Below are 25,966 nucleotides of genomic sequence, written 5' to 3'. Positions count from 1 at the left end.
CCCCACGGCGCTTTCCGCACCGCCGTCGCCCTTCACGCATCGATGAACGACCGCACTGCAGATAGTTCGAAAGGCACGCCATGACCGAGACCGAAATCCGCCCCACCGGGTCGTCGGCCCCGTCCTTCCCCCAGGACAGGTCCTGCCCGTACCAGCCGCCGAAGGCCTACGCGGACTGGCGGGGTCAGAGCCCGCTGACGCAGGTCACGCTGTTCGACGGCCGACCGGCGTGGCTGATCACCGGGCATGCCGAGGGACGGGCGCTGCTCGTCGATCCCCGGCTGTCCTCCGACTGGGGTCACCCGCTCTTCCCCGTCGTCGTCCAGCGCACCGAGGGCCGCGGCGGGCTCGCGTTCCCGCTGATCGGTGTCGACGACCCCCTGCACGCCCGGCAGCGACGCATGCTGATCCCCAGCTTCGGCGTCAAGCGCATGAACGCCATCCGTCCCAGGCTTCAGAGTCTCGTCGACCGGCTCTTGGACGACATGCTGGCGAAGGGGCCGGTCGCAGACCTGGTGTCTGCCTTCGCCCTGCCCGTGCCCTCCATGGCGATCTGTGAGCTCCTCGGCGTCCCGTACGGCGACCACGACTTCTTCGAGGAGTGCTCGCGCGATTTCGTGGGCGCCGCGACGTCGGCGGAGGCCGACGCGGCCTTCGCCGAGCTGTACAAGTACTTGCACGGCCTGGTCATGAAGAAGCAGGCCGAGCCCGCGGACGGCCTGCTGGACGAGCTGATCGCACGCCAGTTGGAGGAGGGCGGGCTGGACCACAACGAGGTGGTCATGATCGCGCTGGTCCTGCTGGTGGCCGGCCACGAGACCACCGTCAACGCCATCGCCCTCGGAGCCCTCACGCTCATGCAGCACCCCGAGCAGATCGACGCGTTGCTGCACGACCCCGGTGCGGTCTCGACAGTGGTTGAGGAACTGCTGCGGTTCACCTCCGTCTCCGACTACATGGTCCGGCTGGCCAAGGAGGACATCGAGGTCGGCGGCGAGACCATCAAGGCCGGGGACGCGGTGCTGGTCTCCATCACGCTGATGAACCGCGACGCCAAGGCGTACGAGAACCCCGACGTCTTCGACGCCCGGCGCAACGCACGTCACCACGTCGGCTTCGGCCACGGCATCCACCAGTGCCTGGGGCAGAACCTCGCCCGCGCCGAGCTCGAGATCGCCCTGGGCTCGCTCTTCGCGCGCATCCCGGGCCTGCGGCTGGCCGTACCCCTGGACGAGGTGCCCATCAAGGCCGGCCACGACGCCCAGGGCCCCATCGAGCTCCCCGTCACCTGGTGAGGATCCGGCCAAAAGGAACGGGAGAGAGGGAGGCGGGCAACGCCATGCGCATCACCATCGACCGCGACCGGTGCATCGGCTCCGGCCAGTGCGTCATGACCGCACCAGGCGTCTTCACACAGGACGACGACGCGCTGGTCGCCCTGGTCCCGGGACATGAGGACGGGGCGGGGGACCCGCGCGTGCACGACGTCCCCATCGCCTGTCCGGTGCAGGCGGTCGCGATCCTAGAGGACTGAGCGGCATCGGCCGTGCGGCGTGGGCTCCGCAACCGTGCGAGCGGTGGCTCTCCGGGAGAGCCGGGCGGCCAGGGCCACCGCTTGCCGGAATCCCGCAGCGACGCGTCACGGCGACAGGGCACCGGAGGAGTCGGCCGACGGGGCACAGCATGGGTCCACCACCACGCTCACCGGCCGGAGTCGGGCCCGTCCCGTTCCGGTCCCCGGCCCGTGAGCGCGTCGTCGGCGGCGTGGCCCAGCAGTTCGTGCAGCAGTGGGGTCGCGGGCAGCGCCGGGTGGAGGTAGACGCGCTCGCGGCGTTGTTCGACGGCGGCCAGCAGCATCCGGAAGGTGGTCCTCGCCTCCTCGGTCCGCCCGCCGTGATGCTGCGCCTGGCCCAGCAGGCCCAGGTGGAGAGCGTGGCGTAAATACGTCCTGGACTGGCCCAGTTCGGCCAGCGAGGTGTGCATGAGGGCTAGGCCGCCGTCGTGGTCTCCCGCGTGCGCCAGGCCCCACCCCTTGACGACGCCCAGCATGGCCTTCCAGTAGAGGAGGCCGTGTTCGCCCGCAACGTGGACGCCCTCGTCGCTCGAGGCGAGTGCGGTGCGGGTGTCGCCCTCCCAAGCCGCCACGACCCCGTCCACGTACAGCGCGAAGGACCGGTCCGACGGCCTGCTTTCGTACTCGGTGAGGCTCAACAGCTCACGGCGGCGCACGCCTGCGGTCTGCCGGTCCCCGAGGAGCCAGTGGGTGAAGGTGTCGTAGGAACGGCAGGAGACGCGTGGGTCGTGCTGGAAGGTACGCGCCAGGGCGTGACCCTCGTTGGCGAAACGATCCGCCATGCCCACGCCGCGCTCCAGTTCGGCGAGTGCCTGCGGCAGCATTCCGCGCACATGCAGCACGATGCCTTCGCCGTACGCCGCACCGAGCGCCGCCACGGGCGCCCGGGTCTGCCGCGAGAGGTCCCGCAGCAGGCCGGAGAACTGCCGCGAGGCGTCGTAGCGGCCGGTGACCAGGTAGGCCGCGCACAGTGCCCAGAGCGCCGACGGGTCCTCCGGGGCATGAGTGGCCGTGTTGAGGGCGCGACCGCGCGACAGTGCCGCCTCGGCCTCGGAGTGGCCGTAGCCGCGCGTGGTGGCGAGGACCTGGCCGAGCTGGATGTGCAGCTGCTGTTCCAGCCGCAGCGTGGCGGAATCGTCCGGCGGCAGGAAGCCCACCAGGTGCGCTGCGCGGCGCAGCCAGATCTCCACCTGCTCGTACGCCACGCACTGCTCGGCGTGTTCCGCGGCGAGCAGCAGCCGAGGCAGCACCTCGGCGGCGGGCAGCGCACTCTTGGCGTGCCAGCTGTGGTGTGCCACCCGCTCGATCTCCTCGTCCTCCACCTGCCCGCGCCTGCGTGCGCACAGCGCGTCGGCGACCCTGGCGTGCAGGCGGTGGCGGTCCTCACGGGGAAGCTCGTCGACGAGCGTCTCCTGGACCAGGGCGTGAGCGAAGTGCAGCCGTCCCGGATGGTGCGGGTCCTCCCCGAGCAAGCCGGCCCGGATGGCCGACTCGAGGCCCGCGATGACCGGTTCGTCGTGCGTGGCGGTCCGGTGCAACAAGTCGGTGTCCACCTCGGCACCGATGACGGCGCACAGCCGGAGCACCCGCAGGACCGGCTCCGGGAGCGCGGCGAACCGCTGGTGCAGCGCCTCGCGTACGCCCGTGGGAATGTGAGCCAGGAGCGTGTCAACCGCGTCCGGGCAATGGAGTCTACGCGCATCGCCCAGGAGGGAGAGGAGCTGCATCACGAAGTACGGGTTGCCTTCGCTGCGCCGGTGCAGCACCTCGACGGCCTTCGGGTCGACACCGGCTCCCGCATGTGCCTCGACGAGCGCGCCGACGGCCCGCAGGGAGAGCCCGCGGAGCCGCAGCGTCTCGGTCCTGGGGCCGCGTAGCACGTCGGAGACCATACGGCGCAGCGTCGCGTCCGACTCGGCCTCGAACTGCCGGGCCGTGAGCACGATGCCGAGCGGATGGCCCTGGCAGCGGGTGCTCAGGAGCCTGAGCAGGTCGAGGGAGGCGGTGTCCGCCCATTGCAGATCTTCGAGAAGCAGTACGAGGGGGTGTTGCCCGGCGAGGGTGAGTAACACCTCACAGACCGCGTCGTGGGCGAGGAAGCGGGCCTGGCACCAGTCGGAGGCCCAACTCGGGCCTCCGGTCCGGGCCGCCGACCGTTCGGGCATCAGTGGGGCGAGCAGCGCGCCGAACGGTTCCGTCGCCTCGCGAAAGGCATCCGGCCGGGTGGCGGACAGCCGCCGCAGGATCTGGGTCCACAGCCAGTAGGCGGGGACGCCTTCGCCGGGGAAGCAGTGGCTCCAGACGACCTCCAGTCTCGAGTCCTTCTCCTGCGTGTCCAAGCTCTCGAGACGGGCCGCGAGTTCAAGCAGCAGGCGGGTCTTGCCGACTCCTGGGGGGCCGAGGACGCCGGCCACATGGCCGTGGCCCACGACCGCGCTCGCGGCGGCGGTCGTCAGGCGGTCGAGCTCCTGGCTGCGTCCGGTGAACGGTGAGGGCGCAGCCGTCCACCCCGACTCGAACTCCGGGGATCCGCCGGCCTCCGGGGCGGCTGGCGGCTCGTGTTCCGGCCCGGGGAGAGACCGCCACTGGGCTGTCCCGGTTCGCGTACCGGCGGCATCCACCTGCGCGCCCGGCGGCACATCGGTTCGCGTCTGCGGGCGCGCGTCGGCCCCCGTGACGCCCTCGCGTTCGTCGGCCGCGCCGGAGTCTTCCGCACCGTCGGGGCCGTTGGTCGCGACCGCACGGCCATGTCCCTGCGGTGTGACGGCCGTCCTACTGCCCCCTGAGCCCTCGAAGCTCTCGAGGTCCCGTACTCCGTCGTCACCGATCTCGTTCCTCACGAGCGGGACATGTGACGCTCCGGCGGACTGAAGTGGTGCGGCGGACAGCTTCTTCGAAGGGGCGCTCGCTCCCGGCTCCTGGCGCAGGATCGCGCTCCTGACCCGGCGTAGTTCGGCTGCGGTGTCCACACCGAACTCCTCGATCAGATGACTACGCGTCCGCTCGTACACCTCGAGCGCCTCGGCCTGCCGCCCGAGCCGGGACAGTGCCGTCATGAGGTGTCCGACGAGCCGCTCCCGCGTGGGATGACGGCGTGCCTCCCCGTCCAGATCGGCGGCGACCTCTTCGGCCGCGCCGAGCACAAGCCGCGCCTCCGCGCAGGACTCCACGGCGGTGAGCCGGATCTGTTCCAGCCGGGTGCACTCGTCGCTGAGCGGCGGATAGCCGTCGAACTCCGCGTAGGGTGAGCCGCGCCACAGCACCAGGGCCTCGGTGAGCCGGGCATGCGCGGTGTGCGGATCGCGCTGCTCCAGCAGCCGCCGTCCGTCGGTGACCAGACGCTCGAAGCGGCAGGCGTCGACGCGTTCGGGATCGAGGTCGAGGACGTAACCGGGCGTCCGGTGACGCAGCACCGAAAGCCGGCCCGTTCCCGACACCGTATGCAGGGCCCGGCGCAGATGGGAGACATGGCTTTGGAGCGTGGCGACCGCGTGACGGGGCGCTGCGTCACCCCACAGTTCCTCGACGAGCAGTTCGGTGGGCACCACACGGCCGAGGCGGATGAGCAACAGGGCGAGCACCGTCCGCCGACGCGGCGGGCCGAGGGGAAGGTCATGCCCGTTGTGTCGCGCCGACATGGGCCCCAGAACACTCAATAGGAGCTCGGCCTGGTCGGTTTCCGTGGGTAACACATTTGCGGTCGGAGGTGCGGGCATGAAGGTCCCCATCGTTCTGGCGGGTACGGCTGACTCACCGACGGTTTCGAGCTAGTTGGTCGCGACACCGTCTCCTGGGGATCTTGGCATAGAGAAAGCGCCTTCCAGGCTGCGGAGCCATCGAATGGCAAGAAAGCGGCAGGTGTTCGGCAAGGATTTCGACAGGGGGTCCGGAAAACGATGGTGGCGGCGGCAAGGGGTCACCAGTGACTCGACCAGGACCCCGCAAGGGCGGTGCCGCAGGATGTTCAGCATCTGGAGATACTGCTGGTCGCAGGGCCGATGACGCCCCTGCTGACGGCCCTCAACCGCTCACCAGCCTCCGAATTGATTTCGTCATCAATCAAGTTCCTGACAGGGAGCCCTCTCTTGCTGAGTCCAGCATCTGCAGCTCCGGGCCTGTGCATGGCGAGCCTCGATAAAACGCTGACCATCCAGCAGGCGAACCAGGAGTTCTTCCGGCAGTTCAACGGCACGTCCGAGGACATCTGCGGTCGCAATTTCCGTGACGTGGTGCACCCGAGCGTGCAGCAGCCGCTGGTGCGCAAATTCTCCAATTTGCTGGAAGGGAAGCACCAGCGATTCGTCACACCCGTCATTGCCGTGGGGCCTGGAGAGGAGTCCGCCTTCACCGTTCCCCTCACCGCGGTCGCGGTGCGCGGCGGCCTGCCCGACACGACCGCGATCCTCGTCATGATGCCCACGGCCGGGGACGGCGAGGGCACCCGTGTGGTGACCAAACGCAAGGAGATCCTCTCCGCGATGGACGCGCGCATCCTCGAAGGCATCGCCGCCGGCGTCTCCACCGTCCCCTTGGCCGCAAGCCTCTACCTCAGCCGGCAGGGCGTCGAGTACCACGTGACCTGCCTGCTGCGGAAGCTGAAGGTGCCCAACCGCGCCGCGCTGGTCTCCCGCGCCTACTCCATGGGCGTGCTCAAGGTCGGCACCTGGCCGCCCGAGGTCGTGGACGACTTCGTGAAGTGAACGGGCACAGGGCCCGCGCCGGGCGCCCGCACGCGCCGGCGGCCGGGGCCGCGTGCACCCGGGCCGAACAGAGCGGCCGGACTCGCCGCTCACGGAGTGCCCGCCAGCACATGACACAACGGCTCTAGTGAAGTCGCGCGCCATGGCACAGCACCTCACCAGCGCCTATCGCGAGCACCGGGTTGCCCGACGGCCCGAACCGGCCGTGTGATCCCCATTGTCGCGCGGCCGGGCTCACGCCTGGAAGCACGCGTGAGCGCTGCCCTCGCCCGGGAGCGCGCAGCGCCGTGACGCCCCCTCCGCACCCCGGGTGACCGAACCTCCGGGCCCCGCCTCCACAAGGTCAGCCCGCCGATCCGGATGTCGCCGACGGCCATGGCGCGACGTCCACACAGTCCCTTCCGCCCCAGGCCGCGCCGCCCCGGCCGGTCTTCCGATCCCACCTTCCCCCTCCCCTCCACGCTCAGGAGACACAACGTGACCGCACACCAGCCCCTCTCGCGCCGCCGCATGCTCGGCCTGGCGGCCTTGGGCGCCGCCGCACTCGCGGGGCAGACCACGATCAGCGCCGCCCCCCGTGCGGCCGCCGCCACCACGACCAGCGGTTCCGACGGCACGTTCGTCCCCGCCGTCGTGGTCGGCACCGGTTACGGCGCGGCCGTCTCCGCCCTGCGTCTCGGCGAGGCGGGGGTGACCACCCTGATGCTGGAGATGGGCCAGCTGTGGAACCAGCCCGGTCCGGACGGCAACGTCTTCTGCGGGATGCTCAAACCCGACAAGCGCTCCAGCTGGTTCAAGAACCGCACTGAAGCCCCGCTCGGCTCCTTCCTGTGGCTCGACCTCGCCAACCGGGACATCGAGCCCTACGCGGGTGTACTGGACCGGGTCAACTTCGACCAGATGTCCGTGTACGTGGGACGCGGTGTCGGCGGCGGCTCGCTCGTCAACGGCGGCATGGCGGTCACGCCCCGGCGCTCGTACTTCGAGGAGGTGCTGCCCCAGGTCGACGCCGACGAGATGTACACCAAGTACTTCCCACGCGCTAACTCCACGCTCCGGGTCAACACCATCGACAACAGCTGGTTCGAGCAGACCGACTGGTACACGTTCGCGCGTGTCTCGCGCCGGCAGGCCGCGAACGCAGGCCTGGGCACCACCTTCGTGCCCAACGTTTACGACTGGGACTACATGCGCCGCGAGGCGGACGGCACGGTACCCAAGTCCGCGCTGGCCGCCGAGGTCATCTACGGCAACAACCACGGCAAGGTCTCGCTCGACAAGAGCTACCTGGCGGCCGCCCTGGGCACCGGAAAGGTCACCATCGAGACCCTCCACCAGGTCAGGACGATCCGTCAGCAGAACGACGGCACCTACCTGCTGACCGTCGAACAGCGGGACGCCGACGGCAAGCTGCTCGGGACCAAGGAGATCTCCTGCCGCCACCTCTTCCTCGGCGCCGGCAGCCTCGGCTCGACCGAACTGCTCTTGCGTGCCCGGGAGACCGGCACACTCCCCAACCTCTGCTCCGAGGTCGGCGGAGGCTGGGGCCCCAACGGCAACATCATGACCGCCCGCGCCAACCACATCTGGAACCCCACGGGCACCAAGCAGTCGTCGATCCCCGCCCTCGGCATCGACGACTGGGACAACCCGAACACCCCCGTCTTCGCCGAGATCGCCCCCATGCCGGCGGGGGTCGAGACCTGGGTCAGCCTCTACCTGGCCATCACCAAGAACCCGGAGCGCGGCACCTTCGTCTACGACGCGGCCAAGGACCGGGCGGACCTGCACTGGACCCGGGACCAGAACGCACCCGCGGTCGCAGCCGCGAAGTCGCTGTTCGACCGCATCAACAAGGCCAACACCACCATCTACCGCTACGACCTCTTCGGCAAGCAGATCAAGGCCTTCGCCGACGACTTCTGCTACCACCCGCTCGGCGGCTGCGTCCTCGGCAAGGCCACCGACAACTACGGCCGCGTCGCCGGATACAAGAACCTCTACGTGACCGACGGCTCGCTCATCCCCGGCAGCATCGGCGTCAACCCGTTCGTGACCATCACCGCGCTGGCCGAGCGGAACGTCGAGCGGATCATCAAGGAGGACGTCGCGGACTCCTGACGAGCGGCGGGCGGGGCCCGCCCTTCTCCTCCCGGCGAACGCCCCGCCACGGTGGGTGCTCGCACACCGACCGAAAAAGGAACGATTCCGTGAAGCCCCCGCTCACCGAGGACAACGGCCTCTGGATCCGCAGGTTCCACCCGCGCCCCGACAGCCACGTCCGGCTGGTCTGCCTGCCCCACGCGGGCGGCTCCGCCAGCTTCTACTTCCCCCTCTCCCGGGCCATGCCCGACGACGTCGACGTGCTGTGCGTGCAGTACCCCGGCCGCCAGGACCGTCGCACCGAACCGCTCCTGGACTCCGTACCGGCGCTCGCCCACAAGGTCTACGAGGCCATCCTGCCCTGGACCGACCGGCCCATCGCCCTGTTCGGCCACAGCATGGGCGCCTCCCTCGCCTACGAGATCGCCCGACGGCTGGAGCAGGAGCGGGGCATCGCACCCACCGCCCTGATCGCCTCCGGCCGCCGTGCACCGTCCGCGCACCGCGACGAGACCGTCCACCTGCGCGACGACGACGGCCTCGTCGCCGAGATGCGCGGTCTCAGCGGCACCAACCCGCAGTTGCTGGGCGACGAGGACGTCCTGCGCATGATCCTCCCGGCCATCCGGGCGGACTACCGCGCAGCCGAAACCTACACCTGGGAACCCGGGCCGCCCCTGCGCTGCCCCGTGACCTGCATCGTCGGCGACGACGACCCCAAGGTCACCGTGGACGAGGCCGCCGCCTGGTCCGGACACACCGACGGCCCCTTCACGCTGAGGGTCTTCCCCGGCGGCCACTTCTTCCTGGCCCACCACCAACCCGAAATCGTCCGCCTCATCGCCTCCCAGCTGCACGCACCCGACCGGACGTGAGGACCGGCCCGCCCCGTCGCACCGCGAGGGTGTCGGGCCGGCGCAGGTACACCAGCTACTCGTGGACGCTCCCATCGGCGGGCGTCGGCCCGGCGGTGAGCATCTGAGTCATGGCAAGGTCGCGATAGAGGGAATCGGCCTGGAGCAGTTCCGCGTGGGTGCCCACGGCCCGGACCCGGCCAGCCTCCATGACGATGATGCGGTCAGCGGCGGTGACGGTGGACAACCGGTGCGCCACCACGAGCACGGTGATGTTCCGCGCCGCCTCCGCCACGGTCTCCCGCAGCGCTGCTTCGTTGTCGGCGTCCAACTGCGAGGTGGCCTCGTCCAGGAGGAGTAGCCGAGGGTGGCGCAGGAGGGCCCGGGCGACGGCCACGCGCTGGCGTTCACCTCCGGAGAGCCGGCTGCCCCGGTGGCCGACCAGGGTGTCCAGCCCCTGCGGAAGACGGGCGACCACAGGTTCCAGCCGGGTGCGGCGCAATGTCTCGTGCAGGTCGTCGTCCGGCGTATGCGGTGCGCCCAGGGTGAGATTCTCGCGCAGTGTGCCGGACAGGACGGGCGCGTCCTGCTCGACGTAGCCGATCGCTGCGCGCAGTTCGGCCAGTGGCCACTGTGTCAGGTCGCGCTCGTCCACGAGGATGCGGCCGGTGTCCGGGTCGTAGAAGCGTTCGAGCAGGGAAAAGGTGGTGGTCTTGCCCGCGCCGGAGGGGCCCACGAGGGCAGTCACGCCTCGGGCGGGCACGGTGAAGGAGATGCCGTGGTGGACGGCGGGCAGCCAGGGCTGATAGCGGAAGCTCACTTGCTCGAAACGTACCGTGGCCGCCGACTGCTGAGGCCGCCCCGCGGCCTTCGCGGCGCTCGTGGGCGACGTGCCGGGGGCAGACAGTTCGGCGGTCTCCACGTCCATGTGCTGAACCGCCTCGATGCGCAGGGCGGCGGCCGCGCCGACCTGGAGCTGCCCCACGGCTTCGACGAGTTGGTTGATCCTCGGGGCCAGCGCGAACAGGTACAGCAGGAAGGCGACCAGGGTGGACACGCCGATCGTCCCCGAGGCGACCCGGGCACCGCCCACACCGAGCACCGCCAGGAAGGATGCCTGCCCGGCCACGGCAGAGGCGGCCGCCGACAGGGCCTGCCAGCCGGCGGCGCGTACGCCGGTGCGCCGGGCGTCCTCCGCCATGTGGTCCAGCGCGGCTGTCTCCCGCTGCTCGGCCCCGGCAGCCTTGACCGCGCGCACCGCGCCGAGAGTCCGCTCCAGCGCCGCGCCGATCTCGCCGACCGACTCCTGCGCCTGCCGGGTGGCACGCCCGATGGCCGGCGTCGCAGCCCCTACGACCGCCCCCAGGACCGCCATGACGGTGAGCGTGACGGAGAGCAGGACCAGGTCCAGGAGGGCCATCAGCACCAGCGTCACGACCAGCATGACAACGCCTGTGACCGCGGGTGCCGCGGACTGGGTGGCGGCTTGACGCAGCAGCATGGTGTCGGAGGTGGCGCGGGTGATCAGGTCACCCGGTTCGTGCCTGTCCAGCTCGGGCACGGTCAGCCGGAGCAGGCGCCCGGTGATCCACCGCCGGGCGGAACACACGACGGACTCGGCGGTGCGGTGCAGGACGTACTGGCCGAGGGCGGAGAACGCGGCAGCGCCGAGCAGGAGCGCGGCCAGGACCAGTACCGGACCGATGGCCGTGCGCCCCGTGCCCAGGTTGTCGATCAACCACTTGGCGGCCAGGGGCTGGGCCAGGCCCAGGGTGCTGCCGATCGTTCCGAGCAGCGCCCCGGAGAGCCCGGCGCGACGGTGGGGCCGTAGCGAGGCCGCCAGGGCCCGGTAGCCGGATGGGGTCCTGAGGGAGCCCGTGGGGGAGGCAGCGCCTTCGGCTCCGATCGTGGCCGGCACGCCGGGCCGGGCCCCGTCTCCTGAGACGGCCGTCGTGGCCCGGGCCGCCGTCCTGGTGCTGGGGCGTGTGGTGCCGGGCGGCAATCCGGCCATGGGTCAGTCGACCGCGAAGAAGCGCTGGAAGTAATCGGCAGGGCAGTCCTCGCCGACCGGTTGTGCATCCGCCTCCACCCAGGCGTGCGCGGCGAACGGCGGCTGCATGCGCACACCCACGCACCAGGTGGGCCACTGGCCGCGCATCCGGCACAGCAGAACCGTCGCCAGCGACCTGGGCAGGCACCCCTTGCGGCCACCGGCGGTCAGGCTCACGGCCATGACGGTGTCCAAGGCGGCCGCGGTCTGTGCCACCGAGGCCGGGCGTGCGCCACGGCGTACCTGGCGCAGCAGGGTGCGTATCCGGGCGGGTGGTTGAGTCGCCAGCAGGTGGGCGCACCCCACGGCGAGGCGGGCCGCCAACCGGGTGGGCAGCGGTACGGAACGAGGCCGGTAAGGGACCGCTTCGGGCGTCGACATGGCTTTCCTCTCTGCACGTTCGGACGTCGTGAGGGGGTGCTCCGGCTTCCTGGGCCGCCGGCCGCTGTGCCTGTCAGGTCCCGCTGACGAGCCCGGCCGACCGCAGTTCCGTGAGGATGCGGTCGACGTCCTGCTGGGCGAGGCTGTCGCTGACGTCGTACCGTTCGGTCAGGGCATGCACCGCCTCTTCCGTGCCCCGGCCCGCCAGCATGGTCTCCAGGACCACGGCGGCGGTGGGGTTGAGGGTCCAGTACTCGCCGCTGTTCTCGTCCAGCAGGGCAAGTCCGTACTCGGTCTCGGCCATCAGGATGCCGCCGCGCAACTCCAGGTTCATCGGAAGACCTCCGTAGCGAGGGACGTTCGTCGGTGGTGGCAGGGGTTGACGGATGCCACGGGTGTCGGTCGGTGGCGTCCGGGCCGTCGAAGGCCACATGGCCGGTGGCACGTGGCAGCTGACGCATCAGCCGTCCGAGTGGCGGTGCAGCGTCTCCCGAGTACGCAGCCACACCTCGCAGCCGACGGTCGGGTGAAGGAGTACGTTCTCATGCTCCGCCGACACCGGACCGGAGCACCATGTGCGCCACGCGTCCGCGTCGATCAGGCCCAGCCCGGCCAGCCGCGAGTCCTCGCACAGCGCCAGCAGCGCTTCACGGTGCCGCCGCAGCCCGACCTCCTCCTCCAAGGTGGCGTTGGCCTTGGTGGCGCGGGTGCGGCTGGCCTCGGGGACGACGCCGCGCATGGCCTCCACAACGAGCGGCTTGTACCGCCACGGAGTCACCCGTTCCTCCGGGCGCACCGCCAGGCCGGTTTCCACCACACGGTCGTCGTAGAAGGGGGAGGCGAAGAGGATGCCGCGCTGACGTGTCATCTGGTTGAGGTGTCGGGCGAACCGGGACACCGCCTGCATCGTGGCCAGTTCGCGGTGCTCTCCGTGCCCGGGGCCCAGGGGCCGCGCCTCGGCAGCCTCCTGCCGGATGAGTGCGCGGACGGCCTCGACGGCGTCCGCGGTGGCCCACGGCGGCATCCGGGCGGGCGAGCACCACTGGAACAACGGCTCCTCCAGCGAGGGCAGCGGGCCGGTCAGGTCGGTTGCGATCTGCTCCAGCCACGCTCCGTACGGACGCCGGTCCATGAGCTGGCGTGCGGCTCGCCGCCGCGACCAGCGATACTTGGCCAGGTATCCGCGGGCGTGGCGGACCGCGGTGCGCGGGTGGCGCAGCAGCAGGTCGTGAACGCGGGCGGAGGCGCCCGCAAGCAGCTCGTCACCACCGAAACCGCTCAGGTGGACGGTGGATCCCCGATCTGCGGCAAGGTCGAGAAGACTCATCCGCCGGTTGCGGTCCACGGCGTACAGCGACGGAGCGTCCAGTACGTCGGTCAGCGCGTCCACGCCGTCGAAGGTGAGGGGAAAGTCGTCGGCCGGAACGATGTGGTGCTCGATGCGCCCCTCGCCGCCCGCCGATGACAGCTCTTCGACCGTGCGACGAGCCCAGTGGACGTCGTCGCCGCGAGGGTCGAGGGTCGCCGCGGTGTAGGCGACGACCTTGGCACCGGCACCTACCGCGGTGCACACCACGGCGGTGGAGTCCAGACCGCCCAGATCGGCGGTGACCACATCCCGGTCCCGGACACGGATCTCGACGGCTCGGCGCAGCTCCTTCCTCAGCATCGCCGCGCCCTCGGCCAGGGGCACGTCGCGACGCGGCAACCACCACCAACGCTTCTGGTGTGCCCGGCCGTCGCGTTCCAGAACCAGGTAGTCGTGGCCGGGCAGGGCTTCCACTCCGCGCCACAGGGGTCGCGCGGACAGTGGGTGGAGCACGCCCAGACTGAGCATCTGGAGGGCGAGCCGACCCTCGTCGAGGGGTGCCCCGATCAGGTCGGCCAGGACATCGGCCCGGTCGGCCGCCAGGTGAGCCGGGTGCGCCCCGCCATGGAACAGAGACCGGACACCGGTCACCGTGCCCTGAGCACGTACCTGGCCGTGCAGGCTGGCCAGTAGGTGGTAACTGCCGTGCCAGGAACGGGCGAAGCGGTCAAGGGAGGCCGGATCGGTGGCCGCGGCCGCCGCGCGGGCCGCTTCCTCGGAGGTGACGGCGTGCTCACCCAACACCGCGAGACGCACTCCGCCGCACTCGCCGACAGCCAGCTCCGCTGGATTCCAGCGTCCCATCAACCACGGCCGGCCGGACGCATGCGGGTGGCTTTCGGCGGCGTGCGGAAGAGCCCTCGCCGCCACGGCTGCCGCTTCGTCGGTGTCAGGCAGCACCACGAACCAAGCGGGCACCACGGCGAGTAACGCAGGGCTGTTCATGGACTCACTTACCTCCGGTCGACGGCGCGTCGGCGGGTGAGGGAAGGGCAGGCCGGGTGGGAGCGGCGGAGGACAGGGGGTGACCGCCCTCCGCCGCCATGCACGGGCCCCGGTCAGCTCACGCCGAAGGGACGAGAGAAGGGCCCGGTCGCCTCGCGGTCAGATGAGCTGGTGACCGCCGGCGAGGTCCTTGGCCGTTCCGCCGGCCAGGCCCGTCGTCTTGCGGAAACCGCCGGCCTTGGTGAGGGTCGGACGCTCGTACGTCATGGCCACACATCCTTTCGTCTACGACGACTTCAGCTGTCGCCGTTTCCGTCGGTTGAAGGGAACGTTGGCACAGGTACCTGCTCGAATCAGCCTGCTTTCACCGCGGTTCCGGACACGCGGACGGCCAATTCGGAAGTCACCCTAGGGGCGGTAATCAGATCATCACAACAGTGCACGGCGGGAGCGCTGAACCACACGAGAAGCGAACTCTGCATCTTTTCAGAGGCGGATGCCGCCGAAAGTGCCAGAACGCGGGCCATGGAGACGGGGCTTGCGGGTACATGGAAAGGTTTTCCCGCTGTCCCCGAGCGAAATCGGCAGCGTCCGAGGCGCGCAGACCACCTCGCCGCGACCATTTGCGCAGGTCAACTGCTGTCCCATGACTCGGTGGGCATGTTTATGGCTGGACCGGAAACGGCCCCAGCCATCCAGGACGGGTTTCCGGGTCACCTACCGTGGGCCAAGGGGTCGAGGAAAGTCAGGACAGAGGTGTCCTCCTCGATCAGCGGAGCGAGGGCGGCGTTGAACGGGCCGCCGTACGGGGCCTTCAGATGGGCCTGGAACGCGTCCTCGTCCCGGTAGACCTCGTAGATCCAGAAGGCGCGCGGGTCGGACTCCTTGGTGTACACGTCGAAGGTGAGGTTGCCGTCCTCGTCGCGTACCTTCTGTGCGTACTCCCGTATCAGGCGGGCGACTTCGCCCTCTGCTCCCTCGCGGGCGGTGAACTCGGCGAGCAGGGTTTTCTTCACGGGCTTGTGTCCTTGTCAGTGGTTCGCGGAGCCGAGGTGCCAGACGACGGCCTTGTCGAGACGCACCGAGCCGTTCTCGGCGAAGACCCGCACTCCCTGGCTGTCGGGGCGGGGGAAGATCTGGTCGGTGATCACGGCCTCGCCGCTGCCGCCGAAGACCTCGACGGACGACCGGTCGACCAGGATCCGCAGCTTCACCTCGCCGTTCGTGGCCTTCAGCGGCGCGGTCTGGATGCCGGGGAAGGCGCTGCTGAAGTCGACGGCACCGGAGCGGGTGCGGTCGACGTACAGCTCCTGTGTGGTGGTGTCGTATCCGATGACGGTTTCCTCTCGCCCGGTGCCGGTGCGCACCTTCAGGCCGAAGCGTTCGGCGTCGTTCAGGGTGAACGTCGCCTCGATGTCGAGCGCCTGGCCCTCGGCCGCGGGGCCGATCAGGGGCTGTGAGGTGTTCGTGACGGTGACGTCGGTCGCCGTCGCCGCGGATCCCTCGCGCAGCGAGACCAGGCTCGGCACCGGCTCGCTGGTCAGCCGGATACGGCCGCCGATGGTCCGCAGGGCCGTCTGGCGGGGGATGCTCTGCGCGCCGCGCCAGGGCGAGGTGGGGATGGACGCCCCGTACTCCCAGTCGTTCATCCAGCCGATCATGTACCGCTTGTCGCCGGGAACGTTCTCCCAGGACACGGCCGCGTAGTAGTCCTTGCCGTGGTCGGCCCAGTCGGCGCGTTGTACGACGGACTCGGCGGGGGCGTCGGCGGTGGTGAACTGGTCGGCGAGGATGTGGCCCCAGCCGCCGGTGTTGCTGTCGACGATCTGGATCCGCGCCTCCTTGCCGGCGTAGGGACGCATGTCGAAGGAGGCCCAGTCCAAGGTCTCGCTGTTGGAGCCGGTGGCGCTGCGGACGACCTCGCCGTCGACGAGCAGGTTGACGGACGTCTCCCAGGAGAGCGGCCGGGCCTGGGTGTCGGACAGTGTGATCCGGTCGACGTTGATGTGGCCCCAGCCACCGGTGTTGTCGTCGACGATCCTGATCCGCGCCTTCTTGCCGCCGAGGTCGCGGACGTCCCAGGATGCCCAGTCGAGCGCCTCGGCGTCCTGTCCGGTGGCGCTGCGGACCACCTTGCCGTCGACGAGGAGTTCGACGGCGGTGGGGTTGTCGTAGCCGGCGGGGTGGTGGCCGCCGCCGATGAGGAAGTCGACGTAGTCCTTGTCGATGGTGAACTCGGGCGAGGTGAGGGTGCCGGTGGTGGAGTCGCCGTTCAGGTAGGTGTTGACCAGGCCGCTGCCGCGGAAGCCGGAGACCTCCTGCTGGTCGGGGAGGGTGCCGGTGGCCGGTGCGGTGCCGAAGGCGTCGCCGGTCGTGGTCCAGTCGCCGTAGGTGCCGCCCTCGAAGTCGGCGAGGACCGTGCCCGCGGGCGGCGGGCCCTGCTCCAGGACGGTGCCGGTCTCGTGCGGGTGCCGCCCGCCGCCGACCTTGAAGTTCAGGTACTTGCTGTCCACGGTGAAGGGGGGCGAGGTGAGGGTGCCGGTGGCGGAGTCGCCCGGGTGGAAGCTGTTGGCGAGGCCCTTGCCGTCGAAGCCGGTCACCGTGCTCTGGCCGTCCAGTGCCCCGGCCGCCGGACGGTCGCCGAACGCGGTGCCGGTGGTCGTCCAGGTGCCGTAGTCGGCTCCTTCGAAGCCCTGCACGACCTGGCCGGCGGGCGGGGTGTAGGTGCCCTTGTCGTCGGCGGTGAACGTCTTGCCGTCGAAGTCACCGACGAAGTACTGGGCGCCCGAACCGCCGGTGATCCCACCGGGGTTGATGTTGACGACCAGGACCCACTTGATGTGCTTCTTGTCCCCGTCGACCGCGAGGGGGAACAGGTCCGGGCACTCCCACACACCGCCCGTCGCGCCGGCCGGCCCGAACTCGCTGAGCGGCTCCCAGTCCTTGAGGTTCTTGGACGAGTAGAACCGCACCTTGTGCTCGGTGGACAGCGACACCGTCATCAGCCAGCTCCTGGTGGGGGCGTACCACTGGACCTTGGGGTCGCGGAAGTCCTTGGAGCCGATGTCGATGACCGGATTGCCCTGGTACTTGGTCCAGGTACGGCCGCGGTCGGTGCTGTAGGCGAGCGACTGGGCCTGTGTGCCGGTGGACTTGGAGTAGCTGGTGTAGATCGCCACCATGGGCGGGTTCCGCTCGCTGCCGAAGCCGGTGGTGTTGTTCCAGTCGACCACCGCGCTGCCCGAGAAGACCATCTCCTTGTCGTCGTACGACAGGGCGAGCGGGAGCTGCTTCCAGTGCACGAGGTCCGTGCTCACCGCGTGGCCCCAGGACATGTCGCCCCAGGTGTTGCCGTTGGGGTTGTACTGGTAGAAGAGGTGGTACTCACCCTGGTAGTACACGAGGCCGTTGGGGTCGTTCATCCAGTTCCTCTCCGGGGTGAAGTGGAACTGGGGGCGGTAGGTCTCGGTGTACGGCGGGGTGTCGGCCGCCACGGCCTGGGGGCCGAGCGGGGCCGCGGACAGGGCGCAGGCGGCCGCCACGGCCGCGATCGTCCGCACACGGGCATGCCGGAACACACGTCGAGAGCTCATCGGGTCTCCTGTACCGCGACCGTCCGTGCAGCGGAGAGTGCGACTCTGACACGGACGGACCGAAAGGTGGCGTCCCCGGCCGGCGTCGTCGTCCACGCCACCGACCAAGGGTGTCATCGTTGACTTGTGTCATCGATGACATCAAGTGGCCCGATGATGCGCGCAATCCGGTCAACGCGTCAACAGCCGGGGCGTGGTTGACCCCGCGCGGGTCCCGGTCGCGTCAGCTGCCGCCGACTGCCGTCAACCGGTCCAGGTGGCTCTGCCAGGGCGGGTTGGGACCGGCGACCGAGCAGGTCAGGGCCGCGACCCGAGCCGCGAACCGGCATGCCTGGGCCACCTCGCCGAGATCGAGGCCCGTCAGCCGACCGCCGAGGTGTCCGCGGGTGCCGAGGTGGTGCAGCAGGCCGGCGGTGAAGGAGTCCCCTGCCCCGACCGTGTCCACCACCCGCGTCGCGACCGCCGGCACCTGCAGCCGTTCGCCGTCGAGGGAGGCCAGGGCGCCGTCGGCCCCGCGCGTGATCACGACGAGCCGGGCTCCGGCAGCGTGCCAGATGTCGCAGGCCCGCTCGGGCGGGGTTCCGGGCAGGAGCAGTTCCAGGTCGTCCTCGCTCAGCCGCAGTACGTCGGTGAGGGCGCACCAGTGCGCCAGGCGGGCGCGGTAGACCTCGGGGCGCACCAGCAGCGGCCGTACGTTGGGGTCGATGCTGATGGTGGACCGGGCGGAGGCCGTCGCCAGGAACTCCTCCACCACCGCCGCGCCGGGCTCGCGGACGAGCGCGAGGGAGCCGGTGTGCACACAGGCGGTTGCGGACAGAGCCACTCCCGCCAGTTCCTGAGCCGTCCACTGCCAGTCGGCCGTGTTCTGCGCGTGGAAGGAGAACGCGGCCTGCCCCTGGGCGTCCAGCTCCGCCACGGCCAGCGTGCTGGGTTCGGCGGCCGGGACGGCGTACGAAAGGTCCACCCCGGATTCCTCCAGGTGGGCCCGGAACAGGCGGCCGAACACATCGCCGGACAGACGCGCGAGGAGCCGGGCGCTGGTGCCGAGCCGGGCCAGGGACACGGCCGTGTTCGCAGGTCCGCCGCCGGGCAGCACCCGCAGGGCGAGTTCGTTCGAGGCGCCGGCGGGTTCGGCGAAGGCGTCGGCGACGCACTCTCCCAGGACGGTGATCTGACGCGGGCTGCTCATGGGCGGCTCTTCTCTGCGAGCGTACGAACGAAAGCGGGCACGAAACGGGCAGCCGCCGGGCACGTTACGGACTTGTGTCCTGTGCGGGGCATTGACGTTGCCGGGACGCGGAGTCCATCATCCTCGCCATGCAGTGTCAACGATGACATAAGTCAACGATGACATCCCGGGACGGCATCCTCCGATGCCGACCGCGCCGCTCGTGATCCCGCAGGAGTCGTTCATGTCGCGCACCACTCGTCTGACCTCGTCCCTCCTCAGAGTCGCCGCCTGCACGGGCATCGCGGCCCTCACCCTGACGGCCTGCGGATCCGGCTCCGGATCGGGCTCCGCGGGCTCCGGATCGGGCAGTGTCAAGGTCGGTCTGATCACCAAGACCGACACGAACCCGTTCTTCGTGAAGATGAAGGAGGGCGCGGAGAAGGCCGCCAAGGCGGACGGCGCCCAGCTGATGACCGCCGCGGGCAAGTTCGACGGGGACAACTCCGGTCAGGTCACCGCCATCGAGAACATGGTCGCCGCCGGAGTGAAGGGCATCCTCATCACCCCGAGCGACTCCAAGGCCATCGTGCCCGCGATCCAGAAGGCCCGTGCCAAGGGTGTCCTGGTCATCGCCCTGGACACCCCGACCGAGCCGCAGAGCGCGGTCGACGCCCTCTTCGCCACGAACAACCTCACGGCAGGCCGGCTGATCGGCGAGTACGCCAAGGCCGCCATGAAGGGCAAGACGGCGAAGATAGCCACCCTCGACCTCGCGCCCGGCGTCTCCGTCGGCGTCCAGCGGCACGACGGCTTCCTGAAGGGCTTCGGCGCCACCGACAAGGACGTCGTCTGCGCCCAGGACACGGGTGGCGACCAGGCCAAGGGCCAGACCGCGATGGAGAACTGCCTCCAGAAGTCGCCCGGCATCAACCTCGTCTACACCATCAACGAGCCGGCCGCCCTGGGCGCGTACACCGCGCTGAAGGCCAGGGGCCGGGAGAAGGACGTCCTGATCGTCTCCGTCGACGGTGGCTGCACCGGCACCCAGGCGGTCAAGGACGGCAAGATCGCCGCGACCTCGCAGCAGTACCCGCTGAAGATGGCCGCCGAGGGCGTCAAGGCGGTGGTGGCGTACGCCAAGAACGGCAAGAAGGCGTCCGGTTACACCGACACCGGCGTCACCCTGATCACCGACAAGGCGCAGACGGGCGTCACGTCCAAGGACACCGGCTACGGCTTGGAGAACTGCTGGGGCTGAGCCGCCCACGAGGACCGTAATTCCGCCGCCTCTCCCCTGAGCCGGGCGGCCGGCCCCGCACCTCCCCACCCGGGACGGCCGCCCCCCCCATGTCCTGACGACAAGGACATCTGTCTTCCGACAAGGACTTCGCATGACAGCCACGACGACGCCGTACGCCGAGCTCAAGGCACCGACCACGGTCCGCAGACTGCTCACGGCACCGACCACCGGCCCGCTGGTCGCCCTCCTTCTGGCCTGTGTCTTCTTCTCCCTCTCCACCGACCAGTTCCTCACCGGCGGGAACTTCTCCCTGATCGTGCAGCAGGTGATGGTCGTCGGCACGCTCGCCATCGGCCAGACCCTGATCATCCTCACCGCCGGCATCGACCTGTCGTGCGGTGCCGTGATGGCGTTCGGCAGCATCATGATGGCCAAGATGGCGGCCGAGGGGACCCTGCCCCCGCTCCTCGCGATCGCGCTGGGCCTGGCCGTCTGCGGCGGCTTCGGCCTGGTCAACGGGCTGCTGGTGCAGAAGATCCCGCTGCCGCCGTTCATCGTCACCCTCGGCATGCTCAACGTCGCGTTCGCGCTGACGCACATCTACTCCAAGGAGCAGACCGTCACCAGCCTGCCCGGCTCGCTGACGGCCCTCGGGCAGACCTTCCCGCTCGGCCACACCGACATCACCTACGGCTCCCTGGTCACCATCGCCCTGTTCCTCCTCCTCGCGTACGCGCTGAGCAGCACCGGCTGGGGCCGGCACGTCTACGCCCTGGGCAACAGCCAGGAGGCGGCGCGGCTGAACGGCATCCGTACCTCCCGCCTGACCATCGGCATCTACACCGTGGCCGGCCTGTTGTACGGCATCGCCGCCCTGCTGCTCATCTCCCGCACCGGCGTCGGCGACCCACAGGCCGGGCAGACCGACAACCTCGACAGCATCACCGCCGTGGTCCTCGGCGGCACCAGCCTCTTCGGCGGACGCGGCTCGGTGCTGGGCACCTTCATCGGCGTCCTCATCGTCGGCGTGTTCCGCAACGGCCTGCAGCTGATGGGCGTCGCCTCCATCTACCAGACCCTGATCACCGGCGTCCTGGTGATCCTCGCGGTGACCGTCGACCAGATCTCCCGGAAGAAGGCACGATGACCGCCACCACGCCCCCCACCCCTGTCCTCCAAGCCCGCGGCCTGGTCAAGCGCTACGGCCATGTCACCGCCATCGACGGCGCCGACTTCGACCTGCTGCCCGGCGAGGTCCTCGCCGTCATCGGCGACAACGGCGCCGGCAAGACCAGCCTCATCAAGGCCCTCACCGGCGCCCTGGTCCCCGACGCCGGCGAGATACGCCTGAACGGCGAACCCATCACCTTCTCCGGTCCGCAGAGCGCCCGCGCCCACGGCATCGAGACGGTGTACCAGGACCTCGCGGTGGCCGCCTCCATGGACATCGCCTCGAACATGTTCCTCGGCCGGGAGCTGCGCCGCCCCGGTGTCCTCGGCAGTGTCTTCCGCATGCTCGACAAGAAGCGCATGCGCCAGGAGGCCGCCGAGCACATGGCCGACCTGAAGATCGGGCTGCGCTCGCTCACACAGGCGGTCGAGACGCTCTCCGGCGGTCAGCGGCAGGCCGTGGCGGTGGCCCGTTCCGTCGCCTGGGCCCGCAGCGTCGTCGTCATGGACGAACCCACCGCCGCCCTCGGCGTCAAGGAGTCCGGCCAGGTCCTGGACCTCATCCGCCGCGTCCGCGACAAGGGCATGCCAGTCGTGCTCATCAGCCACAACATGCCCCACGTCTTCGAGATCGCCGACCGCATCCACGTCCACCGGCTGGGCAAGCGCGCCGCTCTGATCAAGCCGTCCGACTACTCCATGGCCGAGGTCGTCGCCATCATGACCGGCGCACTCGGCGTCGACGAGGCCGGAGGTACTGTCGTAGCGGATTCGGAGGCCGCGAAGGCCGCCGGAGTCCAGGCCACCTGACAACACGACTCAGCTCTCACACCTCCGGCCGAGGCCGCGGCCGGAACCGAGGGCTCACAGGAGACGGTTTCTCCATGGCAGCGAACCGCCGCCCTACCCTGGCCGACGTCGCCCGCGAGGTCGGCGTCAGCGCGAAGACGGTCTCCCGCGTCCTCAATGAGGACGGACCCGCCTCTGCGCAGACCAGGGAACAGGTACTCGCCGCAGTGGCCAAGCTCGGCTTCCAGCCGAACCTCATGGCCCGCAACATCCGCGTCGGCGGCCCCGACACCACCATCGGCCTGGTCATCCCCGACCTCGCAAACCCCTTCTTCGGAGCCGTGGCCCGGGCCATCGAGGACACCGTCCGCGAACGCGGACTGACCCTGCTCATGGGCTCTTCCGCGGACGACCCCGACCGGGAACGCGCCCTGACGGACAAGTTCCTGGCCCGGCGCGTCAGCATCCTGATGATCGTGCCGTCCGTCGGCGCCGACCACTCCCATCTCAAGAGCCACCGCACGGCGGGACTGCCCGTGGTGTTCCTCGACCGTCCGGGAGCCGGCCTGTCCGCAGACAGCATCGTCAGCTCCAACCGTGCGGGGGCCCACGACGGCGTGGCCCACCTGATCGCCCACGGCCACCGGCGCATCGGCTTCGTCGGCGACCTGCCCCTGAAGCTGTACACCCGCCGCGAACGCCTGGCCGGATACCGTACGGCCCTGCAGGAGGCCGACCTGCCCTACGACCGTGCGCTGGTCACCAACGCCCACGACCAGCAGGGGGCGGCGACCGCCACCTCCCAGCTGCTCGGCCTGGCCGATCCGCCGACCGCCCTGTTCGCCGGAAACAACATCGTCGCGCTGGGCATAGTCGCCGAACTCGCCCGCAGCAAGCGGAAGGACATCGCCGTCGTCGCCTTCGACGACGTACCGCTCGCCGAGGCACTCGAACCCGCCCTGACCGTCGTCGCCCAGGACCCCGAGGAAATCGGCCGGGAGGCCGCGGCCATCGCCCTGGCACGACTCGACGGCGACCGCTCCCGCGCCCGCACCATCACCGTTCCCACCCGACTGATCGTCCGCGGATCGGGCGAGCAGCCCGCCCCTGCGCTGCAGGAGGCTGCCTCGTAGAACGGATTCGGAACCATGGAGGCCAGCTCTGATGCCGCCGCAGATCGCAAACGGTCGGCAACGATCTGGCGAGAGTTGAATACCCGAGCCCACCAGCACCGAGGCTGAATGCCTTACGCGTAGCACCCGTTGACCGTCGCCGCGAGGTCGTCCATGGCGTCCTTGATGGCGTTCGGGTCGGCCGTGGCGCCGTTCTCGACGAAGGAGAACACCTTCCACTTGCCGTCCTTGCCCTGAGTCAGACCGCTCAGCGCGATGGCGCCGGTGAGGGTGCCGGTCTTCGCGCGCACCTTGCCCACCGCGCACTTGGAGTTGGCGTCGTCGAAGCGGCCGTACTCCGGGCCGAGTGTGCTGCCGGCCTCGCCGGAGACGGGCAGGCCGTCGAGGACGGAGGCGAGGGTGTGCGCGTAGCGGGGCAGCGTCGGCAGTTCGAGGATCTGCGCGAGGGTGGCGGCCGGGATGCGGTCGGCCCGGGACAGGCCGCTGCCATCGTAGAGCTCGAAGTTCTCGAGCGAAACGCCGTACACCCGGCTCAGTACCTGCCGCACGACCTTGGTGCCGCCCTCGAAGGTGGCCGGGCGGCCGGCGCCAAGGGCGGTCATCCGCAGCAGGGTCTCGGCGATGTCGTTGTCGCTGTGCTTGAGCATCGTGTAGACGATGTCCGACAGTGGCGCCGACTTGTGCTGGGCCACCGGAACGTCCGTCGGGCGTGCCGTGGCGCGGGTGACACCGCCGGTGACGGTGACGCCGTCCGCGGCGAGGTGTTGGGCGAAGACCTGCCCGGCGTCGATGGAGGTGTCCTGGACGCCGTGCCCGTCGACGACCAGCGTGCGGACCGGGGCGACGGTGTCGGGGTAGTAGCCGTCGTTCCAGCCCTTGGCCAGGGTCGGCTCCGGGAACAGGCTGTCGTCGACGGTGACCTTGACGGTGGTCCGGCCAGCGGCCTTGAGTCCGGCGATCGCGGTCTTCGCCAACTCTGCGAGGTCGGCGGTGGTCAGGGTGCGGTCGCCGCCACCGACGAGGGTCAGGGTGCCGTGGCCGTAGACGACCTTCGTGGTGAACCGGTGCTGCGGGCCGAGCACGGTCAGGGCGGCGGTCGAAGTGGCGAGCTTGGCGTTGGACGCCGGCATCAGCGTGGTGGAGGCGTTGTGGCCCCATACGGTGGTGTTCGAGTCGGCGTTGAGGACCACGCCGCTCACGTTCGAGCCCAGCCGCTGATCGAATACCCGGGTCTCCAGGTTCTTGGCCATCTGCTGGTCGCCGGTGTCCAGGTCGTGGGTCCTGGCCGTCGTACCGACACCCTTTGGGGCGGCGAAGGCGGACGGACCCGCCAGGGCGGCGGACGCCGTGGGCACGGCCATGGCGAGGACGAGGGCCCGGCGAATGCCGGTTCCCGCGCCACTCTGTCTGGGCTTGCGGTGCCGTCGTCGGCCACCCGGAAGGAAGGTCTTCTCGGATGTGCTGGCAGCTATTTCGGTCATCGGGATTCGAAGCTTTCAGGAATGGGGCCTTGGCTAAAGGGGAGTCAAAAGCGCGCTGCATCAGCCATCACGCATGACCCTGGCCGTCACCGGCGTGGCATCAGTGGTTACCGGTGACCTGCCGGCGGTCGTAGCACACGGAGTCGGGGTCCGCGCTCGCGGCCTGCCGGCCCTTGATCTCCACTCGCGCGCCGGGCTTGATGGCGTCGTACACCCACTTCCCGTCTCGCGGTGACAGGGCGATGGAGCCGGAGCCGGAGTCGTTGCCGATGCTGTTGAGACCGGCGGAGGGGTCCAGCGCCCACATCAGCAGCCGCTCGTGGTGACGGCGGTCGGTGAAGGTGACGGCCCACTGCCTGACGTCCACATACTTGCTCAACTTGATGTACTTGTTGGGGGGCATTGTCAGGGTGGGGTACTTGGCGGTGACCGTGACCGTCGTTTCGCCGATCGGGCAGTTGTCCTGCAGCCCGCTGATGGGGAACCTCCTGCCCTTGACGGTCAGTGTGTAGGCGTCCAGGTCGATCGTCACCCGCTGGACGGGCGCCCGGGACGGGGCGGGTGTGGGGGTGCGGGACACGGACGCCGCAGGGGGTGCGGCCGCCTCGGTGGCGGAGCCGAGGGCGCCGGAGGCGACGGCGGTGAGGGCCGCCGCGGCCAGCGCGGTGGTGGAGAGCACAACGCGCTGGTTGCGGCGGCGGCGTTGCGCCCGGCTCCTGGCCTGTGCCCCCGTGGCCGGTGCCGCGCCGTGCGCGGCCAGGCCACGGAGCCGGGCCGACAGCTCCGCCTCGGTCAGGGGATGCGGTGGCAGCTGGTCAGACACAGGCTTCCTCCGTGGAGTGGGTTTCCTCGCTCACCAGGTGAGCGGCGAGTGCCGAACGGCCGCGTGACAGGCGTGCCTTGATGGTGCCGACGGCCGCACCGGTCTCGGCGGCTATCTGCTCCACGCTCAGATCGCACAGGTGGTGCAGCACGATCGCGGTCCGCTGGGCTTCCGGCAGGCGCCGCAGAGCGGCGACCAACGCCACATGGTCGGGGTTCGGTTCGGGCACCGGCCGCGGCCCGGACTCACCCCGGACCAGCTCCCACCAGCGGCGCGCCCGCCGCCAGCGGCTCATCGCCAGACGGTGTGCCACCGTGCGGATCCACGCCTCGGGATCCCGGTCGCCGCTCAGGACGGACGAACGCCGCTCCCAGGCCCGTGCGAACGCCTCCTGCACCACGTCCTGGGCTTCGGCGTAGTCACCCGTCAGGGCGTAGAGCTGACCCACCAGACGCGGGCAGGCAGCCGCGTAGAAGAGGTCGAACTCGTCCTCGGTCACGTTGTCGTACTCTCTTCTCACGGCGCCGGGCGCGTGCGGCGCGGGGCCGGTGCGGCGGGGTCATGCGGTGGGGTCATGCGGTGGGTGGGCAG

Annotated in this window: 21 protein-coding genes; 9 read left to right on the top strand and 12 right to left on the bottom strand. The window is 70.1% G+C overall.

Translation table 11 applies throughout. The features are described 5' to 3' along the window. Positions 1-80 precede the first annotated feature (80 nt). Both ACWC0C_RS15865 and ACWC0C_RS15860 read left to right on the top strand, forming a co-directional pair. Entirely contained in the window at positions 81-1,295 is a 1,215-nt protein-coding gene (locus tag ACWC0C_RS15865; protein ID WP_450864503.1) for a cytochrome P450, read from the top strand. Between the two features lie 44 nt (positions 1,296-1,339). After that, the gene (locus ACWC0C_RS15860) at positions 1,340-1,534 is read left to right on the top strand and encodes a ferredoxin (protein ID WP_449196095.1); all 195 of its coding nucleotides are present in this window, start codon (positions 1,340-1,342) and stop codon (positions 1,532-1,534) included. Between the two features lie 167 nt (positions 1,535-1,701). Here the strand turns inward: ACWC0C_RS15860 and ACWC0C_RS15855 are convergent, their stop codons facing one another. Continuing rightward, positions 1,702-5,211 (bottom strand): BTAD domain-containing putative transcriptional regulator, encoded by a 3,510-nt coding sequence (locus ACWC0C_RS15855; RefSeq protein WP_450864502.1) that lies wholly within the window; start codon positions 5,209-5,211, stop codon positions 1,702-1,704. A gap of 360 nt (positions 5,212-5,571) precedes the next feature. Here ACWC0C_RS15855 and ACWC0C_RS15850 point away from each other — a divergent pair, with 360 nt between their 5' ends. From ACWC0C_RS15850 to ACWC0C_RS15840, 3 genes are all read left to right on the top strand, one after another. Continuing rightward, positions 5,572-6,273 (top strand): LuxR C-terminal-related transcriptional regulator, encoded by a 702-nt coding sequence (locus ACWC0C_RS15850; protein WP_449196262.1) that lies wholly within the window; start codon positions 5,572-5,574, stop codon positions 6,271-6,273. Positions 6,274-6,783: 510 nt separating this feature from the next. Next, the gene (locus ACWC0C_RS15845; RefSeq protein WP_450864516.1) at positions 6,784-8,394 is read left to right on the top strand and encodes a GMC oxidoreductase; all 1,611 of its coding nucleotides are present in this window, start codon (positions 6,784-6,786) and stop codon (positions 8,392-8,394) included. An 89-nt stretch (positions 8,395-8,483) separates the two neighbouring features. Further along, the gene (locus ACWC0C_RS15840; protein WP_450864501.1) at positions 8,484-9,251 is read left to right on the top strand and encodes a thioesterase II family protein; all 768 of its coding nucleotides are present in this window, start codon (positions 8,484-8,486) and stop codon (positions 9,249-9,251) included. Between the two features lie 55 nt (positions 9,252-9,306). Here ACWC0C_RS15840 and ACWC0C_RS15835 read toward each other — a convergent pair whose 3' ends face one another. The 8 genes from ACWC0C_RS15835 to ACWC0C_RS15800 form a co-directional block, all read right to left on the bottom strand. Beyond that, entirely contained in the window at positions 9,307-11,241 is a 1,935-nt protein-coding gene (locus ACWC0C_RS15835; RefSeq protein WP_450864500.1) for an ABC transporter ATP-binding protein, read from the bottom strand. A gap of 3 nt (positions 11,242-11,244) precedes the next feature. Next, positions 11,245-11,661: a lasso peptide biosynthesis B2 protein gene (locus ACWC0C_RS15830; protein WP_449196099.1), complete on the bottom strand. Its 417-nt coding sequence runs from the start codon at positions 11,659-11,661 to the stop codon at positions 11,245-11,247. Positions 11,662-11,734: 73 nt separating this feature from the next. After that, positions 11,735-11,995, bottom strand: coding sequence for a lasso peptide biosynthesis PqqD family chaperone (locus tag ACWC0C_RS15825; RefSeq protein ID WP_450864499.1), 261 nt, complete (start codon positions 11,993-11,995; stop codon positions 11,735-11,737). Positions 11,996-12,121: 126 nt separating this feature from the next. Continuing rightward, on the bottom strand, positions 12,122-13,975 hold the full coding sequence (locus tag ACWC0C_RS15820; RefSeq protein WP_450864498.1) for an asparagine synthase-related protein: 1,854 nt from the start codon (positions 13,973-13,975) through the stop codon (positions 12,122-12,124). Between the two features lie 159 nt (positions 13,976-14,134). After that, the gene (locus ACWC0C_RS15815) at positions 14,135-14,242 is read right to left on the bottom strand and encodes a keywimysin-related RiPP (protein WP_449196102.1); all 108 of its coding nucleotides are present in this window, start codon (positions 14,240-14,242) and stop codon (positions 14,135-14,137) included. 446 nt (positions 14,243-14,688) lie between these two features. Continuing rightward, positions 14,689-14,991, bottom strand: coding sequence for a putative quinol monooxygenase (locus ACWC0C_RS15810; protein WP_450864497.1), 303 nt, complete (start codon positions 14,989-14,991; stop codon positions 14,689-14,691). Between the two features lie 15 nt (positions 14,992-15,006). Then, on the bottom strand, positions 15,007-17,568 hold the full coding sequence (locus ACWC0C_RS15805) for a GH32 C-terminal domain-containing protein (protein WP_450864496.1): 2,562 nt from the start codon (positions 17,566-17,568) through the stop codon (positions 15,007-15,009). A gap of 223 nt (positions 17,569-17,791) precedes the next feature. Next, complete coding sequence (locus ACWC0C_RS15800) at positions 17,792-18,757, bottom strand: carbohydrate kinase family protein (RefSeq protein ID WP_450864495.1); 966 nt, start codon at positions 18,755-18,757, stop codon at positions 17,792-17,794. A 223-nt stretch (positions 18,758-18,980) separates the two neighbouring features. Here ACWC0C_RS15800 and ACWC0C_RS15795 point away from each other — a divergent pair, with 223 nt between their 5' ends. The 4 genes from ACWC0C_RS15795 to ACWC0C_RS15780 all read left to right on the top strand — a co-directional run bounded on the left by ACWC0C_RS15795 (position 18,981) and on the right by ACWC0C_RS15780 (position 23,071). Further along, positions 18,981-19,997, top strand: a complete 1,017-nt coding sequence (locus ACWC0C_RS15795; protein WP_450864494.1) for a substrate-binding domain-containing protein — start codon at positions 18,981-18,983, stop codon at positions 19,995-19,997. Between the two features lie 133 nt (positions 19,998-20,130). Further along, entirely contained in the window at positions 20,131-21,126 is a 996-nt protein-coding gene (locus ACWC0C_RS15790) for an ABC transporter permease (RefSeq protein ID WP_450864493.1), read from the top strand. Then, complete coding sequence (locus tag ACWC0C_RS15785) at positions 21,123-21,959, top strand: ATP-binding cassette domain-containing protein (RefSeq protein WP_450864492.1); 837 nt, start codon at positions 21,123-21,125, stop codon at positions 21,957-21,959. The genes ACWC0C_RS15790 and ACWC0C_RS15785 overlap by 4 nt, the downstream gene beginning before the upstream one ends. A gap of 74 nt (positions 21,960-22,033) precedes the next feature. Continuing rightward, complete coding sequence (locus ACWC0C_RS15780) at positions 22,034-23,071, top strand: LacI family DNA-binding transcriptional regulator (RefSeq protein WP_450864491.1); 1,038 nt, start codon at positions 22,034-22,036, stop codon at positions 23,069-23,071. Positions 23,072-23,184: 113 nt separating this feature from the next. On the opposite strand, the gene dacB is transcribed toward ACWC0C_RS15780, so the two are convergent. The 3 genes from dacB to ACWC0C_RS15765 all read right to left on the bottom strand — a co-directional run bounded on the left by dacB (position 23,185) and on the right by ACWC0C_RS15765 (position 25,874). After that, entirely contained in the window at positions 23,185-24,552 is a 1,368-nt protein-coding gene (gene dacB / locus ACWC0C_RS15775; RefSeq protein ID WP_450864490.1) for a D-alanyl-D-alanine carboxypeptidase/D-alanyl-D-alanine endopeptidase, read from the bottom strand. 100 nt (positions 24,553-24,652) lie between these two features. Beyond that, entirely contained in the window at positions 24,653-25,375 is a 723-nt protein-coding gene (locus ACWC0C_RS15770) for a L,D-transpeptidase (RefSeq protein ID WP_450864489.1), read from the bottom strand. Then, positions 25,368-25,874 carry a SigE family RNA polymerase sigma factor gene (locus ACWC0C_RS15765; protein WP_450864488.1) on the bottom strand — a complete coding sequence of 169 codons (507 nt, stop codon included), beginning with the start codon at positions 25,872-25,874 and terminating at the stop codon, positions 25,368-25,370. Before ACWC0C_RS15765 ends, ACWC0C_RS15770 begins: the two co-directional genes overlap by 8 nt. Between the last annotated feature and the right edge of the window lie 92 nt (positions 25,875-25,966).

The sequence above is a fragment of the Streptomyces sp. NPDC001709 genome (assembly GCF_053596375.1).
The sequence above is the reverse complement of the archived record's forward strand: the minus strand, read 5'-3'. Positions and strand labels throughout refer to the sequence as shown.